This window comes from Streptomyces rectiviolaceus (genome assembly GCF_039533825.1).
In the GTDB taxonomy this organism is placed as follows: Bacteria; Actinomycetota; Actinomycetes; order Streptomycetales; family Streptomycetaceae; genus Streptomyces; species Streptomyces rectiviolaceus.
On sequence record NZ_BAAAUG010000031.1, the window covers coordinates 90,737 to 111,499 of the forward strand.

Here is a 20,763-nt window from a genome sequence, read left to right on the forward strand (position 1 = left end):
CTCCTACGAAGATGTCAGGCTGCCGGTCCGACACCGGCACCGAGGGTGTTCAACGAGGTGAGGAAGTCGGGGAAGCTGGCGTGCAGATGCTCCGCGCCGCCGAGCACCGAAGGCCGATCGGCGCCGAGCGCGGCCGTCGCCAGGCTCAGGAAGATCCGGTGGTCGCCGTGGCTTTCGAGCGCGACGCCGCCCGCGGGTGCCTGCCGCCCCACGGTGGTGAAACCGTCGACCCGCCCGTCGGCTCCGTGTTTCGGCTCGATCCAGCAGCCCATCCGCGTGAGTTCACGGATCATCACGTCCACACGCCGGCACTTGTGGTTGTTGACGTGGGCCGCGTTGCGCAGCGTCACGCGCGCCGCGACGAACGGGGCGATCGCGGCCAGCGTGGGCACGACGGTGGGAATGTTGCGGCCGTCGATCTCGACGTGCTCCGCGGCCGGATCCCCCTTCTCGATCCGCAGCCGGCGCTCGACCGGGTCGTACGCCGTACGGATCCCGAGCCGCTCGAGGACGGCGAGGAACTCCCGCTCGGAACTCAGCTCCGACGGGTAGTAGCCGTCGACCGTGACGGACCCGCGCGGCGCCGTCGCCACCGCACCGGCCAGGTAGGACAAGGCGGTGAAGTCCGAGGCCAGTTCGTGCATCCCGGCGTCGTACACGCTGGGATGCACGACGAAGGACGAGCCGTCCCGCTCGATCCCGGCGCCCTGCCGCCGCATCATCGACTCCGTCAGGCCGATATAGCCCTCGCCCACCGCACCGGCGTTCGTGCACCGGATACGGACCGGCCTGTCGGCCAGCGGGGCGATCAGCAGGACGCTCGTCAACACCTGTGAGCTGTGCTGGGTGTCGACCGTCGCCGTGCCGCCGAGCCGGCTGCTGCCCCGGATCCGGGTCCGCAGATGGCCGGCGTCGCTGATGTCGGTGAGCGTGCCGCCGAGTTCGGGGATGAAGCTCAGATACTCCGTGACCGGCCGCTTGAGCATCGCCGCGTTCCCCTCGAGGACGGTCTCGCCCCGGGAGAGGCAGGCGACCGCCGCCATGGCACGGAAGTTGAACGCCGACCCCACCACGGAGACCTTCGCGCTGCCCGTCTTCACGGACTTGCCGACGCCCGACAGATGCAGTGACCGGTCGTCCTGTCCGGTCACGTCTAGGCCGAACTCCCGCACCGAGCTGAAGAGGCTCTCCGCCTCGGACGACCACGCCGGATTCATGATGGTGCTCGGCGCGTTCGCCAACAGGCTGAGCAGCAGGGCGCGTTGCATATGGGGCTTCGAATGCGGAATGCGTGTGGCGCCCCGAACCCCGTCGAGCGCCGGTTCTATCCGGGCCGTCGTCATTGCAGACCCTGCGCCGTGAGCGACTGGGGCAGCACCGCGGTCGCCGTGATCTCCACCAGGAAGTACGGCTTGACCAGCTGGGCCTGCACCGTGGTGTTCACCGGGGGCGTGGCGCCGAAGTGCTCCTTGTGCGCCCGTGCGTAGTCGTCGAAGTGGCTGAAGTCGCTGAGGTGGGTCGTCGTGCTGACCACGTGCTCGAGATCGGCTCCCAGGTCACGCAGGGCGCCCTGGATCTTCCGAATGATGAAGTCGCTCTGTGCGTAGGCGTCTTCGCCCCGCGGATTTCCCTCGCCGTCGGCGGCGACGGTGCCCGCGATGAAGACCTGGTTGCCGACCCGCACCCCGCGGGCGTACCCCATCTGCGGCTCCCAGACGGAGCTGCTCCAGACGGTGTCCCGCTTGGCGCTGCCGCGCTCCGTCCGGGTGGCCGGTTCTTCGAATGTAGTCATTCTCTTTCTCCTGTATTTCTCTTCGTGTTTCTTCGGGCCCCCGGATTCGGGCATACGTCGGCCCTCGGGGGAAATGGACGATGACAAATCAGGTGACGCGGAGGATTGGCTCAGTCACACATTCTCGGCAGTGGAATTCTCGGCGGAGGAAGGTTCCGGCGTCGGTCCGGAAGGCGTCCCCTCCTTCTTCAGCCCCACCAGGGCCACCACTCCGAGCAGCGCGAGCGCGGCCCCGGAGACGGTGGTGGCCACCGTGAAGCCGGTGTCGAAGGACTTTCTCGCGCTCTCCAGGAGCGCGTCCCCGACCTTGCCGCCGACCCGCCCCGCCACTTCGGATGCCGCGCCCAACGAGGTACGAGCGCTCTCCACTTGCGCGTCCGTGGCCTCGGGAGGCGTCCGGAACGTCGAGCGGTAGACGAGCGCCATCATCGTGCCGAGGAACGCGAGCCCCAGACCGGCCCCGAGCGAGAATGAAGTCTCCTGGAGAGCCCCCACCTCGCCTGCGCGCTCCGGCCTGGCCGCGCTCAGCATGACGTCGGAGCCCAGCGTCATGACCGCCCCGGAGCCGAGCCCCGCCGCGATCAGCGCCGGATAATTGCCTTCCGCGCCGAACACGCTGAACGCGAAGAGCGCGGCGGCGAGCAGCAACAGCCCGCCGGACAGACCGCGTTGGTGCCCGAACCGCGCACTGAGCCGCGGGGCGAACGCGGCGCCGACGGCGTTGGCCACCGCCAGCGGGGTCAGGGCGAGCCCGGCCTCCAGCGGCGAGTACCCGTCCGCCAGCTGCAGCCGCTGCGTGAGCAGGAACAACAGCGCCGCGTACGAGCCGTAGCAGACCATCGTGCACAAGGAGGCCAGCGTGAACCGCCGGTCGGCGAAGTGCGAGAGGTCGATCAGCGGATTGCTGATCCGCCGCTGCCGCACCGCGAACACCGCCGTCAGCACGAGCCCGGCCACCAGCACACCCCAGGTCAGGGCCGTCGATCCGGCGCTCGAACCCTCGCCGAGCTTCTGGAAGCCGTAGACCACGGAGGCAAGACCGAGGGCGGACAGCACGGCACTCGTGCCGTCCCACCGGTGCGGCCGCGGGTTCTTCGACTCCGGGATGAGCAGCACACCGGCGACGAGCGCGACGACCACGATCGGCAGATTGATGAGGAAGACCGACCCCCACCAGAAGTGCTCGATCAGGGCGCCGCCGAGCAGCGGCCCCACCGAGACACCGACGCTGTACGCCGACACCCACAGGCCCACCGCGACCGAGCGTTCCCGGTCGTCGGGGAAGAGGCCCCGGATGATGGCCGGCGTACTCGACATGATCATCGCGCCGCCGACGCCGAGCACGGCCCGCGCGGCGATCAGTTGGACGGGCCCCTCCGACAGGGCCGCGGCGAGAGACGCGAGGCCGAAGACGGCGAAGCCGGCCATCAGCATGCGTTTTCGCCCGAACCGGTCCCCGAGCGTCCCGCAGGTGATGAGCCCGGCGGCCACGGTGAGCGCGTAGCCGTCGACGATCCACAGGAGTTCGGAGCCACTGGGCAGCAGCTGCTGACTGATGGTCGGCACAGCCACGTGGAGCACGGTCAGATCCATGCCGACGAGCAGCAGGCTGGCGCAGAGCACGGCCAGCGATACCCAGCGGCGGGGCGGGTGTCGTTCTGTCTCCATGATCACCCAACTAGCGTGAACACAACTAGTAGCGTGTGCAAGTACGGTCTTTCCTGTGACCTGGTACTGCGCAGTGTCCTGAGTACCACCCTGTATACCGGTGGCTAGGGGGATTCAAATCAGTCACTTATCTGAGCGCCTGGAAAGCATCGCCGACTTCTGCGACACCGAGGTCATGTTCGCGGTGGTCGGCGGCAAGTGGAAGCTCCTCATCGTCTTGTACCTGCTGCGTGGCAAGCACCGCTTCGGCGAGCTGCAACGGGCACTGCCTGCCGACATCACCCACCGGATGCTCAGCAGACAGCTGCGCGAGATGGAGCGGGACGGCCTGGTGCACCGGACCGTCTACCCAGAGGTGCCGCCGAGGGTGGAGTACGAGCTCACACCGGCCGGCCGCAGCCTGAAGCCCCTCATGGAACAGGTCGAGAGCTGGGGTTCCTGGTACCGCAAATATCTGCGGGAACTGGCCCACAAGGCTGACGACTGATCGCTGGGGCCGGATCTCGACCCTCTCCGACGGTGTCCGTTGCTCGCTCAACGAAGGCCTGCATAGTGGCGACAGGCAGAAGGATCATGCCCATACGCGCATCGAAGAGCGAACCGGACAGCGGCCCTTTTGGAGAACGCAATGTCTAAGGTGGAAACCCCGGAAAGCTACTACCGCCGTACCCTCACACTCAGCAGCAACGATGTGACCAGGGACGACAGGCCCAAGACCTTCACCCTGTACGACAGGGAATGGGACCTCCTCGACGAGGTCTTCGCCCCGATCTACCGCCCATCGACCAACGTCTCGCTCGACTTCCTCGATCTCCTCGAGCCGGGTCGGTTCAAGTGGGACTCCATGCTGGAGATGGGCTCAGGCACCGGTCTCATCTGCGTGACGGCCGCGCTCGCGGGTTGCGGTCGCGTGGTCGGCGCCGACATCAATCCGCACGCGGTCGAGAACACCCGGCTCAACGCCGCCCGCCACGACGTCGGCGACCGCGTCAGGGCGGTCCACAGCGACCTGTTCGCCGGCCTCGGCGAGGACGAGCGCTTCGACGTCATCTTCTGGAACTCGAACTTCATCTGGGCCCCGGAAGACCACGAGTTCGAGTCCCCGCACGAGCACGCCTTCCTCGATCCCGGCTACGAGGCCCACCGCCGCTTCCTGGAGGAGGCCCCGCACTGGACCACGGAATCCGGCTCGGTCCTCCTCTTCTTCAGCAGCACCAAGGGGGACCTCCCGGGGCTCCAGCGCCTGGCCGTGGAAACGGGCCGCCACCTGAACGTCGTCCGCCGCGAAACCATCCAGGACGGCACCGACATGCCGGAGTCGGAGTACCTCCTCATCGAGGTGACGGAAGCCCGCTGACGACCGAGGCGGGACCGTGGCTCGACGCCACGGTCCCGCCTCGTCGTTGCGACTACAGCACCGCGGAGAGGAACTCCCTGGTCCGCTCGTGCTCCGGCTCGGTGAAGATCTTCTCCGGTGTCCCGGACTCGATGACCCGGCCCGAGTCGAACATCAGGACCTGGTCCGAGATGTCACGGGCGAAGTTCATCTCGTGGGTCACACAGAGCATCGTGATGTCCGTGGTGTGCGCGATGTCGCGCAGCACGTCCAGGACGCCCGCCACCAGCTCCGGGTCGAGCGCGGACGTCACCTCGTCGAGCAGCAGCACCTGCGGGCGCATCGCGAGGGCACGCGCGATGGCGACCCGCTGCTGCTGGCCGCCGGAGAGCTGCGTCGGGTACGCGTCGCAGCGGTCGCCGAGCCCGACCAGGTCGAGCAGCTCGCGCGCCCGCTGCTCCGCCTCGTCCTTGGGCAGACCGAGGACGTTGACCGGCGCCTCCATGATGTTGCGCAGGACCTTCATGTTCGGGAAGAGGTTGAACTGCTGGAAGACCATCCCGATGTTCTTGCGGACCTCGCGGATGTGCTTCTCGCCCGCCGGGACGAGCTTGCCGTTCTTCTCCTCGTGCATGAGGTAGTTGCCGCCCACCTTGATGGTGCCCTGATCGGGCTTCACCAGGGTCATCAGAAGGCGCAGGATCGTCGTCTTGCCGGAGCCGGACGGGCCGATCAGGGTGACGTGCTTGCCGGAGTCCACGGAGAAGTCCAGCTCGTCCAGGACGGTGTTCGACCCGTAGCGCTTGACGACCTTGTCGAAGCGGATCAGCTCGCTGCCGTCGACGGCCGGGTTGGGGATTTCCTGAGAAGTGCTGTTGTCAGCGGACAAGACGACGCTCCAAAACTCGCAGAAGAAGAGAGGCCGGGTAGGCGATGACGATGAAGGCGACACCCACGATGCTGATCGCCTCGTAGGTGAAGGTCGCCTGGCTGTACCCCTGGGCCTGGCCCAGCATGTCGAGCGCGCCGATGGCAGCCATCTGCGGCGACTCCTTCAGCATGACGATCACGTAGTTGCCGAGCGCGGGGATCACCCGGCGCACGGCCTGCGGCAGGATCACCGCGGTCCAGGTGCGCTGCTTGGTGAGGCTGAGCGCGGTGGCCGCCTCCCACTGCCCTTCCGGGACACCCTCGATGCCCGCCCGGTACACCTCGGAGGTGTACGTCGAATAGTGAAGCCCGAGCCCGACGACGCCCGTGACGAGCGGGGACATGGACGGGCCCCACTCCGGCACCACGTAGAAGAGGAAGAACAGCTGGACCAGGAGCGGAGTGTTCCGGATGAACTCGGTGAACACCGTCACCGGCCAGCTGATCCACTTCTTCTCCGACCGCTGCGCGATGGCCCAGACCATGCCGAGCGAGAAGGCGATCAGGGTGCCGAAGAGCAGTGCCTTGAGCGTGACCCACACGCCGTCCCAGAAGAGCGGCATGAAGTCATCGACGTTCGACCAGTCCCAGTTCACTTGGCACCCCCCGCGCCGGTCACGACGTCGATCGACGACTTGGAGCGAATCCCGCTGAACAGGCCCAGCTTCTCGGGAGCCTGCCCCACGCCCTTCTTGGCGTGCCGCTCAAGGAGCCGCATGCCGCGCGTGAGGATGAACGCGAACACGAAGTACAGACCGAGCAGCAGCGTGTAGATCGGCCCGCTCTCGGTCGTGACGAGCCGGAGCAGATCGCCGGCGAAGGTCATGTCGGCCACCGCGATGAGAGAGACCAGAGACGTGCCCTTGAGCAGCTCGATCAGCAGGTTGTTGAAGGGCGGCAGCATCTCGGGCCAGGCCTGCGGCAGTTCGATGCGGCGCAGCCGCTGCAGCGGCGTGAAGTTCAGGGCGATGCCCGCCTCACGCTGCGCGGTCGGCACCGCGGCGAGCGCGCCGCGCACGATCTCGGACGCGTACGCCCCGTAGGTGATGCCCAGGGCGATGACACCCGCGAAGAGAGGCTCGAAGCTGATCTGGAACAGCGCGGGAACCGTGAACGCGATCCAGAACATGAAGACCAGCGACGAGGTGCTGCGGAAGATCTCGAAGTACGTCCCGGCGAGGAAGCGCACGATCCACAGACGGGACGTGCGAAGCACCCCGATGGGGAAGGCGATCACGAAGGCGAGGGCCGCGCTGAGGAAGGTGACCTGCACGGTGATCCAGATGCCGGGCAGGAACCAGTTCTCGAAAAACTCCGACGACATCATCAGGAGGCTCCCTTCACAGGGGGGCACAGCTTCGCGGCCGTCAGATCGGTCATCTCGGTCTCGGTGAACCCGAACGGCTTGACGATCCTGAGCAGTTCACCGCTCTCCTTGAGCTTGTGCAGCTCCTTGTTGAAGGCGTCCCGCAGGTTCTTCTCCTCAAGGCGGAAGGCGAAACCACCAGCGCCGTAAGCCGGTTCGCCGTCGATGAACGGCTGGAAGGGCTTCGTCGCCTCCACCCGCGGATTGCCCTTGACCACGTCGCGCACGGTGACCGCGGTCCCGGCGAAGGCGTCGACCCGGCCGAGCGCCACCGCGTCGGCGCCCGCCACCTGGTCGGGCACCACGAGGACGGACTTCGAACCGGCCGCCTCTGCGGTGGCGATCTGCGCGTACGCCGTGCCGCTCGCCACCTTCAGGCCCTTCTTTACGATGTCCTCATATTTCTTGATGCCGTGCGGATTGCCCTTCTTCACGATGAAGGAGTCGAGCATCAGGTAGTCGGGGTCGGAGAACAGCACCCGCTCGCAGCGAACCGGGCTGATGTACATCCCCGCCGAGACCACGTCGAACTGCCGGGCCTGGGTCAGCCCGGGGATCAGCGCGCCGAACTTGGTGGGCACCGCCTTGACCTTGGGCACACCGAGGCGAGGGAAGATCACCTTGGCGATTTCCGGCGCCTCACCGGTCACCTCGCCGTTCTTGTCGATGTATCCGAACGGAACCTCCCCCGCGACACCGATCCTGACCGTGCCGGCATCACGCAGCCGGTCCAGCAGATCACCGCCCTCGACCTTCCCTTCCTCAGGCACTCGGCTGCAGGCCGCGCCCCCGAATACACCCAGTGCCGCCACGCCCGCTCCGGTGAGCAGGGAGCGGCGGCGGACTGTTTTACCGATGAATCCCTCGTTGTTCCCAAGTGGTGGAGCCATGGGCGCGCGGCTACCCGACTCGACGCAAGATATGCGGACCAGTTTCAGCCCCTGATGCAATCGTTGTCCTCTTGACCCAGGGAGGAGCATGGGACACATGGCAGACCGATTCATCGAAGTCTCCCTCGCCAAGCGGGGAGTTCAGTGCACGGCAAAGCTGCTCGACGACCGGGCCCCGGTGACCTGCGCGGCGGTGTGGGAGGCGCTTCCGCTCAGCGAGGACGTCTATCACGCGAAGTATGCCCGCAATGAGATCTACGCCCTCTTTCCGGCCTTCGCGGACCGCGAACCGCCCCTGGAGAACCCGACAGTCACCCCCATTCCCGGCGACCTCTGCTATTTCTCCTTCAACGGGACGCAGCTGGGCACGCAGGCCTATGGGTACGAACCGGCCGCGGACGTCAAGGCGGGCGCCACGGTCGTGGACCTCGCCCTCTTCTACGAGCGCAACAACCTGCTGCTCAACGGGGACGTCGGCTGGGTGCCCGGCATCGTCTGGGGCCAAGTGGTCGAAGGCCTCGACCAGATGGCCGAGGCCTGCAACGACCTGTGGCGCGGCGGCGCGCAGGGCGAGACGCTGAATTTCCGCAGGGTGTAGATCCCGCCCGCGGACTCAGCCGGTGGCGGGCGGCGCGATCCTCGCGCTGCCCGCTTCGTACAACGCGTGCGCGGCCCGCAGGACGAGCGCGTCGGCGTGTCGCGCCGCCACGATCTGCACCCCGACGGGCAGCCCCTCCCCGTCCACCCCGCAGGGGACGGTCGCGGCCGGCTGCTGCGTCATGTTGAAGGGGTACGTGAACGGCGTCCACCCCGTCCACCTGCGATGGCCGGAACCTTTCGGTACCTCCGCTCCCGCCTCGAAGGCGGTGATCGGCAACGTAGGTGTGATCAGAAGGTCGTACGTCTGGTGGAAGCGGCCCATGCGACGGCCGAGCTCCATGCGTACGTCAACCGCGGCAAGGTAGTCGAGCGCACTGGACCGTGCACCCTGCGCACAGATCTCCCGCAGCCCCGGGTCGAGCAACTCCCGCCGGTCGAGCGGCAGATGCTGGATCACCCGCGCGGCGCCGCTGAACCACAGCGTGTGGAACGCCTCCACCGGGTCCGTGAAGTCAGGGTCGGTCTCCTCGACGTACGCACCCTGCGCGGCAAGGGACTCCACCGCCTGCCGCACCGCCGCGGCGACCGCGGGCCGCACGGCCACCTGACCGCCGAGCGAGGGTGAGTAGGCGATGCGCAGACCGCGTACGCCGCCTTCGATACCCGCGCGGAAGCTGCCCGCCACCGGGCCGAGCTGTGACCAGTCGCGCCAGTCGGGGCCGCTGATGACGTCCATCACGAGCGCCGCGTCCGCCGCGTCCCGCGTCATCGGGCCGACGTGCGCCAGCGTGCCGAACGCGGACGCGGGGTACAGCGGCACCCGGCCGTACGTCGGCTTCAGTGCGAAGATCCCGCAGAAGGAGCCCGGGATCCGTACCGAGCCGCCGCCGTCCGTGCCGAGCGACACCGGCCCCGCGCCGAGCGCCACGGCGGCCGCGCTGCCGCCGCTCGAACCGCCCGCGGTGCGCGAAGGGTCGTACGGATTGCGCGTGATCCCGCTCTGCGGGCTGTCCGTGACGCCCTTCCAGCCGAACTCGGGCGTCGTCGTCTTGCCGATGAACACCGCGCCGTGCTCGCGAAGCCGCGCCACCGACGGCGCGTCCTCGTCCCAAGTCCCGTCCGTACGCACGGCTTTCGAGCCCCGCAGCGTCGGGCCGCCGCGCTGCAGCAGGATGTCCTTGACCGAGACGGGGACCCCGTCCACCAGACCTCGCGGCTCGCCCCGCTGCCACCGCTGCGCACTCGCCTCCGCCTCCGCGACGGCCGCATCGGCGTCGATGCGCACGAAGGCGTTCACTGCGGGCTGTACGTCATCGGCCCTGCGCAGCGCCGCCCGTGTCGCGTCGACCGGACTGAATTCGCCCTTGCGATAGGCGTCGACGAGTTGTACCGCGGTGAGATCCGTGAGCTCGGTCATGCACGCTCCTCAGGGGGAGGGAAGTGGCTCGCCTCAGGGGGGAGTGGATCGGTGGATCAGGGATCGGGGATCGGGGAGTGATCAATTCCCCGGTACATACCCACGTTTCTTGTCGACCACGTTCGAGAGAGGCCGCCCGGCCGCCCACTCCTCGTACAACTCGACGAACTGCGCGCCCAGTTCATCGCGCCAGCCCACCGTGTCGCCGCTCATGTGCGGGGACACGATCAGCCCCGGCGCCGTCCACAGCGGGCTGTCCGCGGGCAGCGGCTCGTGCTCGAAGACGTCGAGTGCCGCCCCCGCGATCCACCGCTTCGACAGGGCGGCCGCGAGATCGTCCTCCACGACGAGCGCGCCGCGCCCGATGTTGATGAAGCGCGCGGAGGGCTGCATCATCCCGAAGCGCCGCTCGTCGAACATGCCGCGCGTGTCGTCCGTGAGCGGCGCCGCGCACACCACCCAGTCGGCGCGCGCCATGAGCCGGTCGAGTTCGTCGGGTCCGTGGACGCCGCCCCGCGCGCTGCGCCCCACCAGGGCGGTGATGATCCCGAGCCCCTTCAGCATGCGGACGATGGCGTGTCCGATCGGTCCCGAACCCACGACACACGCACGCGTACGGGCGACCCGCTGGGTCTCGCGGTGCTGCCAGGTGCGCTCGCCCTGGAGCTGGAGGGTGCGCGGCAGGTCCTTGGCCATGGCGAGGACGAGTGCGGCCACGTACTCGGCGATCGGCTGGTCGAAGACGCCGCGGGCGTTGGTGACCAGCGTGTCGGACTCGGCCAGCTCGGGGCACATCAGGCGGTCCACGCCCGCGCTCGCGGTGTGCACCCAGCGGGGCCTCGGTCCCTCGCCCGGCCAGGCGAGACGCACCGCGTCCGAGAGGAAGTCCCACACAAGCAGCACATCGGCGTGGGGGAGTTGGGCCGCAAGGGTGTCCGCGTCCGCGTGCAGGATCCTGGCGCGCCCGGTGAGGCTGCCGAGGCGGGGCGGCGGAGCGGGGGACGGGGCGTCAAGGACCAGAACGGTTGTATCGGACATCGGATCAGACGCTGATTCGGACGTTGATTCGGACATCGGGGAGAAACCGTTTCGCAATGAGAGTCCGCTTCCCTGAGTATGTGTCGGCCAGAGCCGTCTGAGATGTGCGGATTGACCACGCTCGCACCTGAAACTACCTTCGTCAACAGAGGTGCTCTATCACAAGCACCCCACGGCTGAGTACGCTCCGTATGAGGCCGTAGCACACTCTGTAGCGCTTTCTCGGCGCCTTCTGCCCCATCCCGACGTCCCGGCGCGTCGCCGGTTCCGCATCTCCCGGCCCCCGGCCGGTCCCTCCATTGCACGCACGCACGAACTTGGGGCCTGCTCATGGACGTCTCCTTCCTCGGCGGACCACACCCTCAACGCGGTGTAGGTGTCGTCGCCCCTTTCGACTTCGCCCTTGACCGAGAGCTCTGGCGCTGGGTGCCGGACGAGGTCTCCCTCCACCTGACCCGCACTCCGTACGTGCCCGTCGAGGTAAGCCTTGACCTGGCACGACTCGTCAGCGAACACGAAACGCTCGGCGAGGCGGTGCGCGCGCTGAGCGCCGCCGAGCCCGAAGTTCTGGCGTACGCCTGCACATCGGGAAGCTTCGTCGGCGGCATCGCGGGCGAGCGCGCGATGTGCGAGGCCATGACCCGCGAGGGTGCGGTCGCCTCGGTCACGACCTCGGGCGCGCTGCTCGAAGCGCTCGACGATCTGGGCGCGCGGCGCATCGCGCTCGTCACGCCCTACACCTGGTCGGTGACCCAGTCCCTCGAGCACTACCTGGCCGAGGCCGGTGTGTCCGTCACAGGCCGCGCCTATCTGGGCCTGACCAGGCACATCTGGAAAGTGCCCTACAAGGACGTGGCCGACATGGCGCGCCGGGCGGTGCTCGGCGGTGCCGACGCGCTCTTCATCAGCTGCACCAACCTCGCGACGTACGACGTCATCCCGCAGCTGGAGGCCGAGCTGCGGATGCCGGTGATCTCCGCGAACCAGGTGACGATGTGGTCCGCCCTGCGCCGTCTGGGTACCCATGCGGTAGGGCCCTATCAGGCGCTGATCAATCCGAGTGCCAGGCCGGGCGTCGGCCCGGTCGCAGGGCCGGGCGACATGCCCGGTGTGGTACCGCTCGATCCGCCACAGGGTCTGCCCGAAGGACCACCACCGCTGCCTTGAAGGAGGCTGGAAGTGACCGCACTTGGTTTCCTCTATCCGGGTCACTCGGCTGAGGACGACTACCCCCGCATGGAGCAGATGCTGGGGAGTGACGTCCGGCTGCAGGTCGTCCACACCGACATCGGCGAGGACGCGCACCGGGTCGACGCGCTCCTGGAGATGGGATCGCCGAAACGGCTCGCCGCCGGGGTCGAGGAGCTGCGTCTTTCCGGGGCGGAGGCGGTGGTGTGGGCCTGCACCAGCGCGAGCTTCGTCTTCGGCTGGGAGGGCGCGCACGATCAGGTCCGCGCCCTGGCCCGGACGGCGGGCCTGCCGGCGTCCAGCACGTCCTTCGCGTTCGCCCACGCCGCACGTGAGGTGGGCGCGGGGAGGGTCGCGGTCGCTGCGACGTATCCGGAGGACGTGGCTTCGCTCTTCGCCGCGTTCCTGAAGGCGTCGGGCACGGAGGTCGTGTCGACGCAGGGGAACGGCATCATCACGGCGGCGGAGGTGGGTACGTGGGGCTGGGAGGAGGTCAGGGCCATGGCCCGCGCCGGCGACCATCCCGACGCGGAGGCGGTCCTGCTCCCCGACACGGCGCTGCACACGGCGGCGTACGTCAAGGACCTGGAACAGGACCTCGGCAAACCGGTCCTGACGGCAAACCAGGTCACGGTCTGGGAGGCCCTACGCCTGGCAACCCGCAGGGTGAACGCCCCCTCACTGGGCGCACTCTTCACGAAGGAACCGGTGGTACAGGTCCGGGACTAGCTGGTGTGTCCGTCCGTGGGTGCGGTGCCGCGCCGGTATGTCCGTCCTCGCTATCGTCCGGTGACCGCGTAGCTACTTCGGCTGGGGAGTCCTGGGAACCGTGCTCCGGGCGGACATACCGCCACGTCCCCTCGCGTGCGCTGCCGACTGCGGGACCGCGTCGTGCGGCGGCGCGGTCTGTCGGTGGGTACGGTGCCGCGCCGGTATGTCCGTCCTCGCTATCGTCCGGTGGCCGCGGGGCTTCTTCGGCTGGGGAGTCCTGCGAACCGTGCTCCGGGCGGACATACCGCCACGTCCCCTCGCGAACGTCGCCGTCTGCGGGTGCGTGGGTCCCGTGGGCCCGTCTGCGGTACGTCGCACGTGCCGACGCCAACTGCCCCCAACCCGTACGCCCCACCCCAAGCCTGCAGGTTGCCCACCCGACCCGGCCTGTACGTTGCCCACCCGCCCCAAGCCTGTACGTTGCCCGCCCACCCCGGCGGTTCCTTCCCGACGCCACCCCAGGCTTGTAGGTTGCCTGCTCGCCCCGGCCGGTACGTTCCCGCCCACCCCGGCCTGTACGTTGCCCGCCCACCCTGGCGGTTCCTTCCCGACCCCACCCCAGGCTTGTAGGTTGCCCGCCCGCCTGGGCCTGTACGTTCTCCGCCCACCCCAAGCCTGTAGGTTGCCCACCCACCCCAAGCCTGTAGGTTGCCCGCCCGCCCCGGCCTGTAGGTTGCCCACCCACCCTGACCTGTAGGTTGCCCACCCACCCTGACCTGTACGTTGCCCACCCACCCTGGCGGTTCCTTCCCGACCCCAGCCCAGGCTTGTAGGTTGCCGGCCCGCCCTGGGCCTGTACGTTCTCTGCCCGCCTGTACGTTGCCCGCCCACCCTGGCCTGCACGTTCCCGCCCACCCCGGCCCGCACGTTCTCCACCCGCCCCAAGCCTGTACGTTGCCCACACCCACCCCGGCGGTTCCTTCCCCACCCCGCCCCGGCCTGCACGCTCCTGACCCACCCCGGGCCTGCACGTTCCCCACCCACCCCGGCGGTTTCGTTCCCGCCCACCCCGGGCCTGTACGTCCCCCACCCACCCCGGCTGTTTCGTTCCCACCCACCCCCATCCGTACGGACAACCCACCCACCCCCCTGGCACCGCGGGGCAATCGGGCGGGTGGGCGGGAAAGGCCTGTTCGGTTCGAGGGAGCTGCGGGGTAAACGGGCGGGTGGGTGGGAGAGGGGTGTTTGGGCAGCGGGGGAGCTTCGGGACCGGGGGTGGGAATAAAGCGGAGTCGGCCTCCTGTTGGGGAGTTGCGGAGCAACCGTACAAGCATGCGCAGCAGGAGGCAGGACCCCGTGACAGTGGACCCGAGCGACGACATCCGCGGCGAGCGGCACGGCAGCGCGCCGGTCCCGCTCTCCGTACTGGACCTGGTGACCGTGGGTGCGGGGCGGACCGCCACCGATGCCCTGAAGAAGAGCGTGGAGATCGCCAAGCTGGCCGAGGGGCGTGGATACCACCGCTACTGGGTGGCCGAGCATCACTCCATGCCGGGAGTGGCCTCCTCCTCACCGGCAGTCATCCTCGCCCACCTCGCCGCCCACACCGAGCGGCTCCGGTTGGGGTCGGGCGGCGTCATGCTGCCCAACCACGCTCCTCTCGTCATCGCGGAGCAGTTCGGCACGCTCGAAGCGATGGCCCCGGGGCGGATCGACCTGGGCCTGGGGCGCGCCCCGGGCACGGACGGCGCGACCGCGGCCGCGCTGCGAAGGACGGAACGGCTGAACGAAGGCGCCGACGACTTTCCGCAGCAGCTCGCCGAGCTGACCCGTTTTCTGGACGACGATTTCCCGGACGGACACCCGTACGGCCGTATCCACGCCGTCCCGGGACCCGTCCAGGCCACCTCACCCGGCGGCGTCCAGTCCCCGCACCGCCCGCCCCTGTGGCTCCTCGGCTCCTCCGGTTTCAGCGCCCGCCTCGCCGGAGTCCTCGGCCTGCCCTTCGCCTTCGCGCACCACTTCTCCGCGCAGAACACGATCCCGGCGCTCGACCTCTACCGCGAGTCGTTCAAGCCGTCCGCCGTTCTCGACGCTCCGTACGCCCTCATCGGCGTATCGGCCCTCGCCACGGATGAGGAGAACGAAGCCCGGCGTCAGGTTCTCGCCGCCGCGCTGAACATGGTCCGGCTGCGCACCGGGAAGCCGGGGCTCGTTCCGACTCCCGAGGAAGCCGAGGAGTACGAATTCAGTGACATGGAGCGGGAGTTCGTGAGCAGTTGGAACTCCAATGTCATTCATGGCACCGCCGACCAGGTCCGCACCGGCCTCGACGACCTCGCCAAGCGCACCGGCGCCGACGAGCTGATGATCACGGCCAACGCGCACAGCGGTGACGTGCGTCTGCGCTCCTACGAGTTGATCGCCGACGCGTACGGGCTGCCGCGCGCCTAGCCGTCAACCGGCGGCCAGCAGCGCGGAGATACGATCCGGCGCCACCGGGCGGGAGTACAGCCACCCCTGCCCGGTGTCGCACCCGATCCGCCGCAACCGCGCGGCCTGGGACGTGGTCTCCACGCACTCCGCGGTGACGGTCAGGCCGAGCCGGTGGGCGAGTTGCACCAGGGCCTCGACGATGACCTCGTCGGCGGGGTTGATGTGCGCCTCGCCCGCCTCCGCGTCGTACTGGAAGCCCCGGACGAAGGACCCGTCCAGCTTCAGGACGGACACCGGAAGCCGGCTCAGGTACGCCAGGTTCGAGTAACCCGTGCCGAAGTCGTCGATGGCGATCCGCACCCCCATGTCGCTGAGCGACTGCAGGGCCTGCAGCGGGCGGCCCGCCGAGCCCATCACGGCCGACTCGGTGAGCTCCAACTGGAGCAGTTCGGGGGAGAGTCCGGTCTCGGCGAGGATGTCCGCGACGTCGGCCACCAGGTCCGAGTCCCACACCTGGCGCACCGCGACGTTGACGCTCACGAAGACCGGCGGCCGCCCGGGGTGGTCCAGCTGCCACTGCCTGGCCTGGCGGCACGCCGTCCGCAGCACCCAGCGGCCCAGCTGCACGATCGAGCCGTCCTCCTCCGCCAATCCGATGAACCGATTCGGCGTAAGCAGGCCGAAGCGCGGATGCTGCCACCGCACCAGTGCCTCGACCCCCCGCACACCGCCGTCCTCTAGGCGTACCAACGGCTGGTAGTCCAGGAGGAATTCACCGCGCTCGACGGCCGGGCGAAGTGAACTCGACAGCGTCTGGCGGGTCATGCGGTGGGCGTTGCGCTCGGGGTCGAAGAGCGTCCAGCGTGCCTTGCCGTCCGACTTCGCCCAGTACAGCGTCGTGTCGGCCGCCTGCATCAGACAGGTCGTGGTCGTCCCGGCCGCGCGCCGCTCCACCACGCCGATCGACGCCGATACGGAGAGCCGCTGGCCGGAGAGGTCGAAAGGCTCCTGCAGCGCCTTGAGCGCCGCGTCGGCGAGGTCGGCCAGCTGATCCGTGCCCGTCGAGTCCTCCACGAGCAGCGCGAACTCGTCACCGCCGAGCCGCGCGACGAGCGGCGCCGCCACCCTGCCGTGACCGGCCTCGTCGGCGCACCGCGTGAGCCGCTCGGCGACGGCCGCGAGCAGCCGGTCGCCGACCCGGTGGCCGAGGGTGTCGTTGACCGCCTTGAACCCGTCGAGGTCCAGATAGCAGAGGCCGATCCGGCCGGTGCCCGTGTCGTCGTACGCACCTGCTTCGAGCGCGGCGGCAAGGCGCTCGAAGAACAGGCTGCGGTTGGGGAGCCGCGTCACGGGGTCGTGCATCTGCAGATGCCGGAGCCGGTCCTGGAGTTCGCGGCGTGCGCTGATGTCGGTGGCGGCGAGCAGCACCGTACGCCCGCCGGGCATCGGCGAGACGGTGATCTGCACCCACAGCGAGTGCCCGTCGGGGTGTTTCAGACGCCGGGTGCAGCGCAGCTTCGCCTGGCGGCCGCGGAGCACCTCGCGGTACGCGTGCCAGGTGCGGGCGTCCGACGCCAGGTCCACCAGATCGGCGGCGAGGCGCCCCGCGAGATCGTCCGGGGTCGCGCCGAGCAGCTCGGCGAGCGCCTCATTGGCGTCGACGACGAGGCCTTCGCCGTCGACGACGCCGAGGGCGAGGGGGGCGGCGGCGAAAGCGGCCCGGTGATCGGGCAGCCGCCCCCGATGGCGACGCTCCGTAGTGGGCACCCTGGCGAGGTCGGGTGCTGTGACCGCTGTGGGCGCTTGGCCTTCAGACGTTCCGTTCACCACTTGCTCCCGCAGTGCAGTTGTTCGGCGAGGCCGGGCCCGCGCAGGAAAGTGTGCCGATCATAGGGGCAGGCCCGACGGCGCTTCCAGCCACAGCACGGTGCCGCGTGGCGGCCGCGTACGGCATAGGACAGGCGCATGCCCGGCATGGGTTTGGCGCCCAACCGGCGACAGATCGTTTCTGCTCGACCCGGCACCGCTTCCTTTGCGCCTCAATCTCACCGGCGACCACTTGTGACGTTCCGTGAGCGCTCCGGGCGTGGCTCGTCACCCGGGCGGGTCAGACAAACAGGGCATATTTGATTAAAGCGCCACAGAGTGGGTGGGATGCCCCGTAATCCGCACCCGGAGGTGGATGTGCCGCGTCAGCTACCCCCCTGGGGACTCACCCGTGGAGGGGAGAGACCCCGGTTGCGCAGCGCTGCCGCCGCCCTCACATCCCTGACCGCACTGGCCGCCACGGGGCTCGTGGCGGGCCCCGCCATCGCCCAGAGCTCGGCGGTGCCCTGCGCACTCCAGCGCACACCGGCGCATCACTCGGAGGGCCTGGACACCTGGAACGGCGCCTATCCGCGCCCGAACCGGACCCTCGACGCGGTGATGGTCTTCCTCTCCTTTCCCGACTCCCCGCCCCGGAGCGCCCCGGAGGAACTGGCGGCCGACTACTTCCCCGTCACCAGCCAGTTCTTCGACCGCGCCTCCTACGGCAAATTCGCGCTGCGCCCGCACCCGCGGCGCGAGTGGGTCGAGATGCCGGACTACTCCACCTCGTACGCCATACAGCGCGACTGGAAGCCGGCACGGCGCGCCGCCTATCTGCGTGACGCGGTGGCCGCCGCCGATCCGCACGTCGACTTCTCGCGGTACGACGTCGTCTACTTCGTCGCCGACCCGGACGCGCCCGGCGTCAACTCGGACGCGACGAAGGTCGTCAACTTCGAACGGCCGATGCGGGCCGACGGCGCGGACATCAAGCGCATCGTCACGGTCTTCGAACGGCATCCGCCGGACCGCAACGTCCTCGCCCACGAGACCGGTCACGTCTTCGACCTGCCCGACCTCTACCACCGGCCGACGGACGGCAAGGGCGACTGGGACACGCACGTCGGCGACTGGGACGTCATGGGCAGCCAGTTCGGGCTCTCGCCCGACCTCTTCGGCTGGCACAAGTGGAAGCTCGGCTGGCTGGGCCAGCGGCAGGTGGTGTGTGTGGAGGGCGGGGACCGGCGGCTGACCCTGGAGCCGCTGTCGGCGCGCCCCGCGCGCGGGGGAGTCGGCGGCACCAAGCTGGCGGTCGTGCGCACGGGCCGCGGCAGTGCCATCGCCATCGAGGCGCGCGACGCGGCGGGCAACGACCACGCGACCTGCAGCGAGGGGGTGCTCGCCTATCGCGTACGCAACGAGGCGCCGTCCGGCGGCGGCCCGGTCGAGGTCCTCGATGCCCACCCGGACTCGGATGCGTGCTGGGGCGAATCGGTGTATCCGCCGCTCGCCGACGCGCCGGTGGGGGTGGGGGAGAGCTTCACGGTGCCGGACGAGGACGTGCGCATCGCGGTCGAGGGGCGGACGGCGTCGGGGGCGTGGACGGTGAAGGTGTCGGTGAGCTGAGTCGGCGCCTGTACGTGCCGGACATGAAAGAAGCCCCTCGCTTCCGCGAGGGGCTTCTTTCTGTCTGTGCGCCGCCAGGGACTCGAACCCCGGACCCGCTGATTAAGAGTCAGCTGCTCTAACCAACTGAGCTAGCGGCGCCTGCTGACGTCGTAGACCTTAGCATCCTGATCGCCACCAGGAAAAATCGATATACGGACCGCGGAGCCCGCTGCCGCACGGGCCGCTCGGACGCAGGCCCAGAGCGCCACCTCGGGCCCCGGGAGCCAGGGATGCCGGGCGTCCGGGGCGACCAGCCAGCGCGATTCGAGGTGCCCTTCGAGGTGCCCTTCGAGGCGGTCGGCACGCGGGTTCTCCCGGTGTTCCGCGGTGATCGGCGGCACCGTCACGGCGTCCCCCGTGCCGTGGCAGAGGATGCCGGGCACGGCGCGGCCCCACTCCTCCCACTCGAGCAGCGAGGGCAGCCGCTGGGCGGTGCCGGGGGCGGCGAAGAGCAGCATGCGGCCGCGGTGCGCGGCGACGGGGCCCGAGCCGGGGCCTTCGTCCCATAAGCGGTCGAGCATCCGGCGGCCGAACACGGCAGGGACGCTCACCACGTCGAAAACGGAGCCGCAGGGGAGGACGGCCGGGGCGGTGGGGCGGCTGCGCCAGTGGGCGAGAGCGCTGCGCGGATACGTTTCCGCAGAGGCGAGCCAGGCGGCTCCCTCGGTGGTGACGTTGCTGATGTCCTGGACGTCGGCGGTGGTGGCGGCGGTGGCGGACGGCGGGTGGAGACGCGTGCTGCTCATGGCGACTACATCTACCGGTAGTGAGCATTCCATTTCTGAGAGTTGCCAGAAATCGGGACAACAGGGGGTGCGAGGGAGTACCTTGCCCTCGTGGCATATGCCCCGTGATCTTCTCGGGGCCTTGTAGTGCCTTCGCGCTCCCTGTCCGGCGGGCCCTCAGGCCTCCGGACCGCCGCCGCCCGCACCGGCCCCGCGCAGCAGATCCCGGCCGAACTCGACCATCTTCTTCGCGTAGTCCTCGGTCCACTGCGCGCGCTCGGCGATCGCCGCGGGCGTCAGCCGGTCGAAGCGGCGGGGGTCGGCGAGCTGGGCGGCCGCTATCGCCTGGAACTCGACCGCACGGTCCGTCGCTGCACGGAAGGCGTGGGTCAGCTCGGTGGCGCGGGCCAGGAGCTCCCGGGGGTCCTCCATCGACTCCAGGTCGAAGAAGTGCTCCGGGTCGGCGACGGCTTCCGCGGGCTCGAAGAGCAGGGGCGCGGGGCGCAAGCGCTGCTCGGTCCGGGGCCGCTCGGGCTCCGCCATGGTTCGTCCTCCTCGTACGGTTTCCGGCCGTGGGGCCGTCTTCCATTCTCCCTTGCTCCGCAAGGGGGCCGTGAGCCTTGGACCGCGGGGGTTCCTGGGGTCATGGGTTCGTGGGTCCGTGGGTTCGGCCTATGGCTGCCACGCGGGGCGTGGTGGTCCGGCGGGTTCATGGCCGCCATGCCACGCGGTGTTCGGCGAGGCGGGCGAGTACCGCGTGGTTCGCCTCCCAGCCGTCCGGGCTGTTTCCCTTGGCCGCCTCCGGCGGCGTGCCGGACTCCGTCCGGCGTTGGTGGTGTGGTGGTCCGGCGGGTTCATGGCCGCCACGCCACGCGGTGTTCGGCGAGGCGGGCGAGTACTGCGTGGTTCGCTTCCCAGCCATCGGGGAACTTCACCGTGACGCCCAGTTGGACCGGTTCCGTCGAGGGGTGGTCGTCGAGCAGTTCGCTGACGCCCGCGCGGCAGATCACGATGCAGGCGTGGCGGTGGCGGGACGCCAGGACGCACAGGCGGCCCGTCTCCAGGTGGAACGCGGTGGCGTCCGGGCGGCCGGAGAGCGGATGCAGGACCACCGTCACGTCGAACTCGCGGCCCTGGAGCCGGTTCGCCGTGTCCACCGTGACGTCCGTGACGCCGAGCCCCGCGAGGG

19 protein-coding genes, 1 tRNA gene and 1 pseudogene are annotated in these 20,763 nt (G+C 69.3%); 7 read left to right on the forward strand and 14 right to left on the reverse strand.

Features of this window, described 5'->3' with window-relative positions; translation table 11 throughout:
- Window positions 1–14: 14 nt before the first annotated feature.
- From ABD378_RS10705 to ABD378_RS10715, 3 genes are all read right to left on the reverse strand, one after another.
- A complete protein-coding gene (locus ABD378_RS10705) occupies window positions 15–1,343 on the reverse strand; it encodes a 3-phosphoshikimate 1-carboxyvinyltransferase (protein WP_344520366.1) in 1,329 nt (442 codons plus the stop codon).
- Window positions 1,340–1,792, reverse strand: coding sequence for a RidA family protein (locus ABD378_RS10710; protein WP_344520367.1), 453 nt, complete (start codon window positions 1,790–1,792; stop codon window positions 1,340–1,342). The genes ABD378_RS10705 and ABD378_RS10710 overlap by 4 nt, the downstream gene beginning before the upstream one ends.
- A gap of 114 nt (window positions 1,793–1,906) precedes the next feature.
- Window positions 1,907–3,460, reverse strand: a complete 1,554-nt coding sequence (locus ABD378_RS10715; protein ID WP_344520368.1) for an MFS transporter — start codon at window positions 3,458–3,460, stop codon at window positions 1,907–1,909.
- A gap of 100 nt (window positions 3,461–3,560) precedes the next feature.
- On the opposite strand from ABD378_RS10715, the gene ABD378_RS10720 reads away from it, so the two are divergent.
- Together ABD378_RS10720 and ABD378_RS10725 are read left to right on the forward strand one after the other, a co-directional pair.
- Entirely contained in the window at window positions 3,561–3,947 is a 387-nt protein-coding gene (locus ABD378_RS10720) for a winged helix-turn-helix transcriptional regulator (RefSeq protein WP_344520369.1), read from the forward strand.
- Window positions 3,948–4,088: 141 nt separating this feature from the next.
- On the forward strand, window positions 4,089–4,817 hold the full coding sequence (locus ABD378_RS10725) for a methyltransferase domain-containing protein (protein WP_344520370.1): 729 nt from the start codon (window positions 4,089–4,091) through the stop codon (window positions 4,815–4,817).
- A gap of 52 nt (window positions 4,818–4,869) precedes the next feature.
- Here ABD378_RS10725 and ehuA read toward each other — a convergent pair whose 3' ends face one another.
- From ehuA to ehuB, 4 genes are read right to left on the reverse strand one after another with little or no spacing between them, the layout of a single operon-like run.
- Window positions 4,870–5,685, reverse strand: a complete 816-nt coding sequence (ehuA, locus tag ABD378_RS10730) for an ectoine/hydroxyectoine ABC transporter ATP-binding protein EhuA (protein WP_344520371.1) — start codon at window positions 5,683–5,685, stop codon at window positions 4,870–4,872.
- The gene (gene ehuD, locus ABD378_RS10735) at window positions 5,675–6,322 is read right to left on the reverse strand and encodes an ectoine/hydroxyectoine ABC transporter permease subunit EhuD (RefSeq protein ID WP_344520372.1); all 648 of its coding nucleotides are present in this window, start codon (window positions 6,320–6,322) and stop codon (window positions 5,675–5,677) included. The genes ehuA and ehuD overlap by 11 nt, the downstream gene beginning before the upstream one ends.
- Window positions 6,319–7,053: an ectoine/hydroxyectoine ABC transporter permease subunit EhuC gene (gene ehuC, locus ABD378_RS10740; RefSeq protein WP_344520373.1), complete on the reverse strand. Its 735-nt coding sequence runs from the start codon at window positions 7,051–7,053 to the stop codon at window positions 6,319–6,321. The genes ehuD and ehuC overlap by 4 nt, the downstream gene beginning before the upstream one ends.
- Window positions 7,053–7,982, reverse strand: coding sequence for an ectoine/hydroxyectoine ABC transporter substrate-binding protein EhuB (gene ehuB / locus ABD378_RS10745; RefSeq protein WP_344520422.1), 930 nt, complete (start codon window positions 7,980–7,982; stop codon window positions 7,053–7,055). Before ehuB ends, ehuC begins: the two co-directional genes overlap by 1 nt.
- 97 nt (window positions 7,983–8,079) lie before the next feature.
- On the opposite strand from ehuB, the gene ABD378_RS10750 reads away from it, so the two are divergent.
- Window positions 8,080–8,580 (forward strand): DUF3830 family protein, encoded by a 501-nt coding sequence (locus ABD378_RS10750; protein ID WP_344520375.1) that lies wholly within the window; start codon window positions 8,080–8,082, stop codon window positions 8,578–8,580.
- A gap of 15 nt (window positions 8,581–8,595) precedes the next feature.
- Here the strand turns inward: ABD378_RS10750 and ABD378_RS10755 are convergent, their stop codons facing one another.
- Together ABD378_RS10755 and ABD378_RS10760 are read right to left on the reverse strand one after the other, a co-directional pair.
- Window positions 8,596–9,999, reverse strand: a complete 1,404-nt coding sequence (locus ABD378_RS10755; RefSeq protein WP_344520377.1) for an amidase — start codon at window positions 9,997–9,999, stop codon at window positions 8,596–8,598.
- Window positions 10,000–10,080: 81 nt separating this feature from the next.
- Entirely contained in the window at window positions 10,081–11,037 is a 957-nt protein-coding gene (locus tag ABD378_RS10760; RefSeq protein ID WP_344520379.1) for a D-2-hydroxyacid dehydrogenase, read from the reverse strand.
- 330 nt (window positions 11,038–11,367) lie between these two features.
- Here ABD378_RS10760 and ABD378_RS10765 point away from each other — a divergent pair, with 330 nt between their 5' ends.
- The 3 genes from ABD378_RS10765 (at window position 11,368) to ABD378_RS10775 (ending at window position 15,390) form a co-directional block, all read left to right on the forward strand.
- Window positions 11,368–12,204: a maleate cis-trans isomerase family protein gene (locus ABD378_RS10765; RefSeq protein ID WP_344520380.1), complete on the forward strand. Its 837-nt coding sequence runs from the start codon at window positions 11,368–11,370 to the stop codon at window positions 12,202–12,204.
- 12 nt (window positions 12,205–12,216) lie between these two features.
- Complete coding sequence (locus tag ABD378_RS10770) at window positions 12,217–12,954, forward strand: maleate cis-trans isomerase family protein (RefSeq protein WP_344520381.1); 738 nt, start codon at window positions 12,217–12,219, stop codon at window positions 12,952–12,954.
- A gap of 1,314 nt (window positions 12,955–14,268) precedes the next feature.
- Window positions 14,269–15,390, forward strand: a complete 1,122-nt coding sequence (locus tag ABD378_RS10775) for an LLM class flavin-dependent oxidoreductase (protein WP_344520382.1) — start codon at window positions 14,269–14,271, stop codon at window positions 15,388–15,390.
- 3 nt (window positions 15,391–15,393) lie between these two features.
- On the opposite strand, the gene ABD378_RS10780 is transcribed toward ABD378_RS10775, so the two are convergent.
- A complete protein-coding gene (locus ABD378_RS10780) occupies window positions 15,394–17,139 on the reverse strand; it encodes a putative bifunctional diguanylate cyclase/phosphodiesterase (protein WP_344520383.1) in 1,746 nt (581 codons plus the stop codon).
- Window positions 17,140–17,526: 387 nt separating this feature from the next.
- Here ABD378_RS10780 and ABD378_RS10785 point away from each other — a divergent pair, with 387 nt between their 5' ends.
- Window positions 17,527–18,807: a M6 family metalloprotease domain-containing protein gene (locus ABD378_RS10785; protein ID WP_344520384.1), complete on the forward strand. Its 1,281-nt coding sequence runs from the start codon at window positions 17,527–17,529 to the stop codon at window positions 18,805–18,807.
- A 67-nt stretch (window positions 18,808–18,874) separates the two neighbouring features.
- On the opposite strand, the gene ABD378_RS10790 is transcribed toward ABD378_RS10785, so the two are convergent.
- The 4 genes and pseudogenes from ABD378_RS10790 to ABD378_RS10805 form a co-directional block, all read right to left on the reverse strand.
- Window positions 18,875–18,948, reverse strand: a tRNA-Lys gene (locus ABD378_RS10790).
- Window positions 18,939–19,595, reverse strand: a complete 657-nt coding sequence (locus tag ABD378_RS10795; protein WP_344520385.1) for a bifunctional DNA primase/polymerase — start codon at window positions 19,593–19,595, stop codon at window positions 18,939–18,941. Before ABD378_RS10795 ends, ABD378_RS10790 begins: the two co-directional genes overlap by 10 nt.
- Window positions 19,596–19,751: 156 nt before the next feature.
- A complete protein-coding gene (locus ABD378_RS10800; protein ID WP_249589766.1) occupies window positions 19,752–20,117 on the reverse strand; it encodes a hypothetical protein in 366 nt (121 codons plus the stop codon).
- 311 nt (window positions 20,118–20,428) lie between these two features.
- A pseudogene (locus ABD378_RS10805) lies at window positions 20,429–20,763 on the reverse strand (helicase); the annotation flags it as partial.

Bases quoted from the DNA above. Each gene is read 5' to 3' on its own strand.
- ABD378_RS10750 (WP_344520375.1), top strand. From the start codon at position 8,080: ATGGCAGACCGATTCATCGAAGTCTCCCTCGCCAAGCGGGGAGTTCAG.
- ABD378_RS10705 (WP_344520366.1), bottom strand. From the start codon at position 1,343: ATGACGACGGCCCGGATAGAACCGGCGCTCGACGGGGTTCGGGGCGCC.
- ABD378_RS10785 (WP_344520384.1), top strand. From the start codon at position 17,527: ATGCCCCGTAATCCGCACCCGGAGGTGGATGTGCCGCGTCAGCTACCC.
- ABD378_RS10795 (WP_344520385.1), bottom strand. From the start codon at position 19,595: ATGAGCAGCACGCGTCTCCACCCGCCGTCCGCCACCGCCGCCACCACC.
- ehuC (WP_344520373.1), bottom strand. From the start codon at position 7,053: ATGATGTCGTCGGAGTTTTTCGAGAACTGGTTCCTGCCCGGCATCTGG.
- ABD378_RS10725 (WP_344520370.1), top strand. From the start codon at position 4,089: ATGTCTAAGGTGGAAACCCCGGAAAGCTACTACCGCCGTACCCTCACA.
- ABD378_RS10755 (WP_344520377.1), bottom strand. From the start codon at position 9,999: ATGACCGAGCTCACGGATCTCACCGCGGTACAACTCGTCGACGCCTAT.
- ABD378_RS10760 (WP_344520379.1), bottom strand. From the start codon at position 11,037: ATGTCCGATACAACCGTTCTGGTCCTTGACGCCCCGTCCCCCGCTCCG.
- ABD378_RS10775 (WP_344520382.1), top strand. From the start codon at position 14,269: ATGCGCAGCAGGAGGCAGGACCCCGTGACAGTGGACCCGAGCGACGAC.
- ABD378_RS10800 (WP_249589766.1), bottom strand. From the start codon at position 20,117: ATGGCGGAGCCCGAGCGGCCCCGGACCGAGCAGCGCTTGCGCCCCGCG.
- ABD378_RS10715 (WP_344520368.1), bottom strand. From the start codon at position 3,460: ATGGAGACAGAACGACACCCGCCCCGCCGCTGGGTATCGCTGGCCGTG.
- ABD378_RS10710 (WP_344520367.1), bottom strand. From the start codon at position 1,792: ATGACTACATTCGAAGAACCGGCCACCCGGACGGAGCGCGGCAGCGCC.
- ehuB (WP_344520422.1), bottom strand. From the start codon at position 7,982: ATGGCTCCACCACTTGGGAACAACGAGGGATTCATCGGTAAAACAGTC.
- ABD378_RS10765 (WP_344520380.1), top strand. From the start codon at position 11,368: ATGGACGTCTCCTTCCTCGGCGGACCACACCCTCAACGCGGTGTAGGT.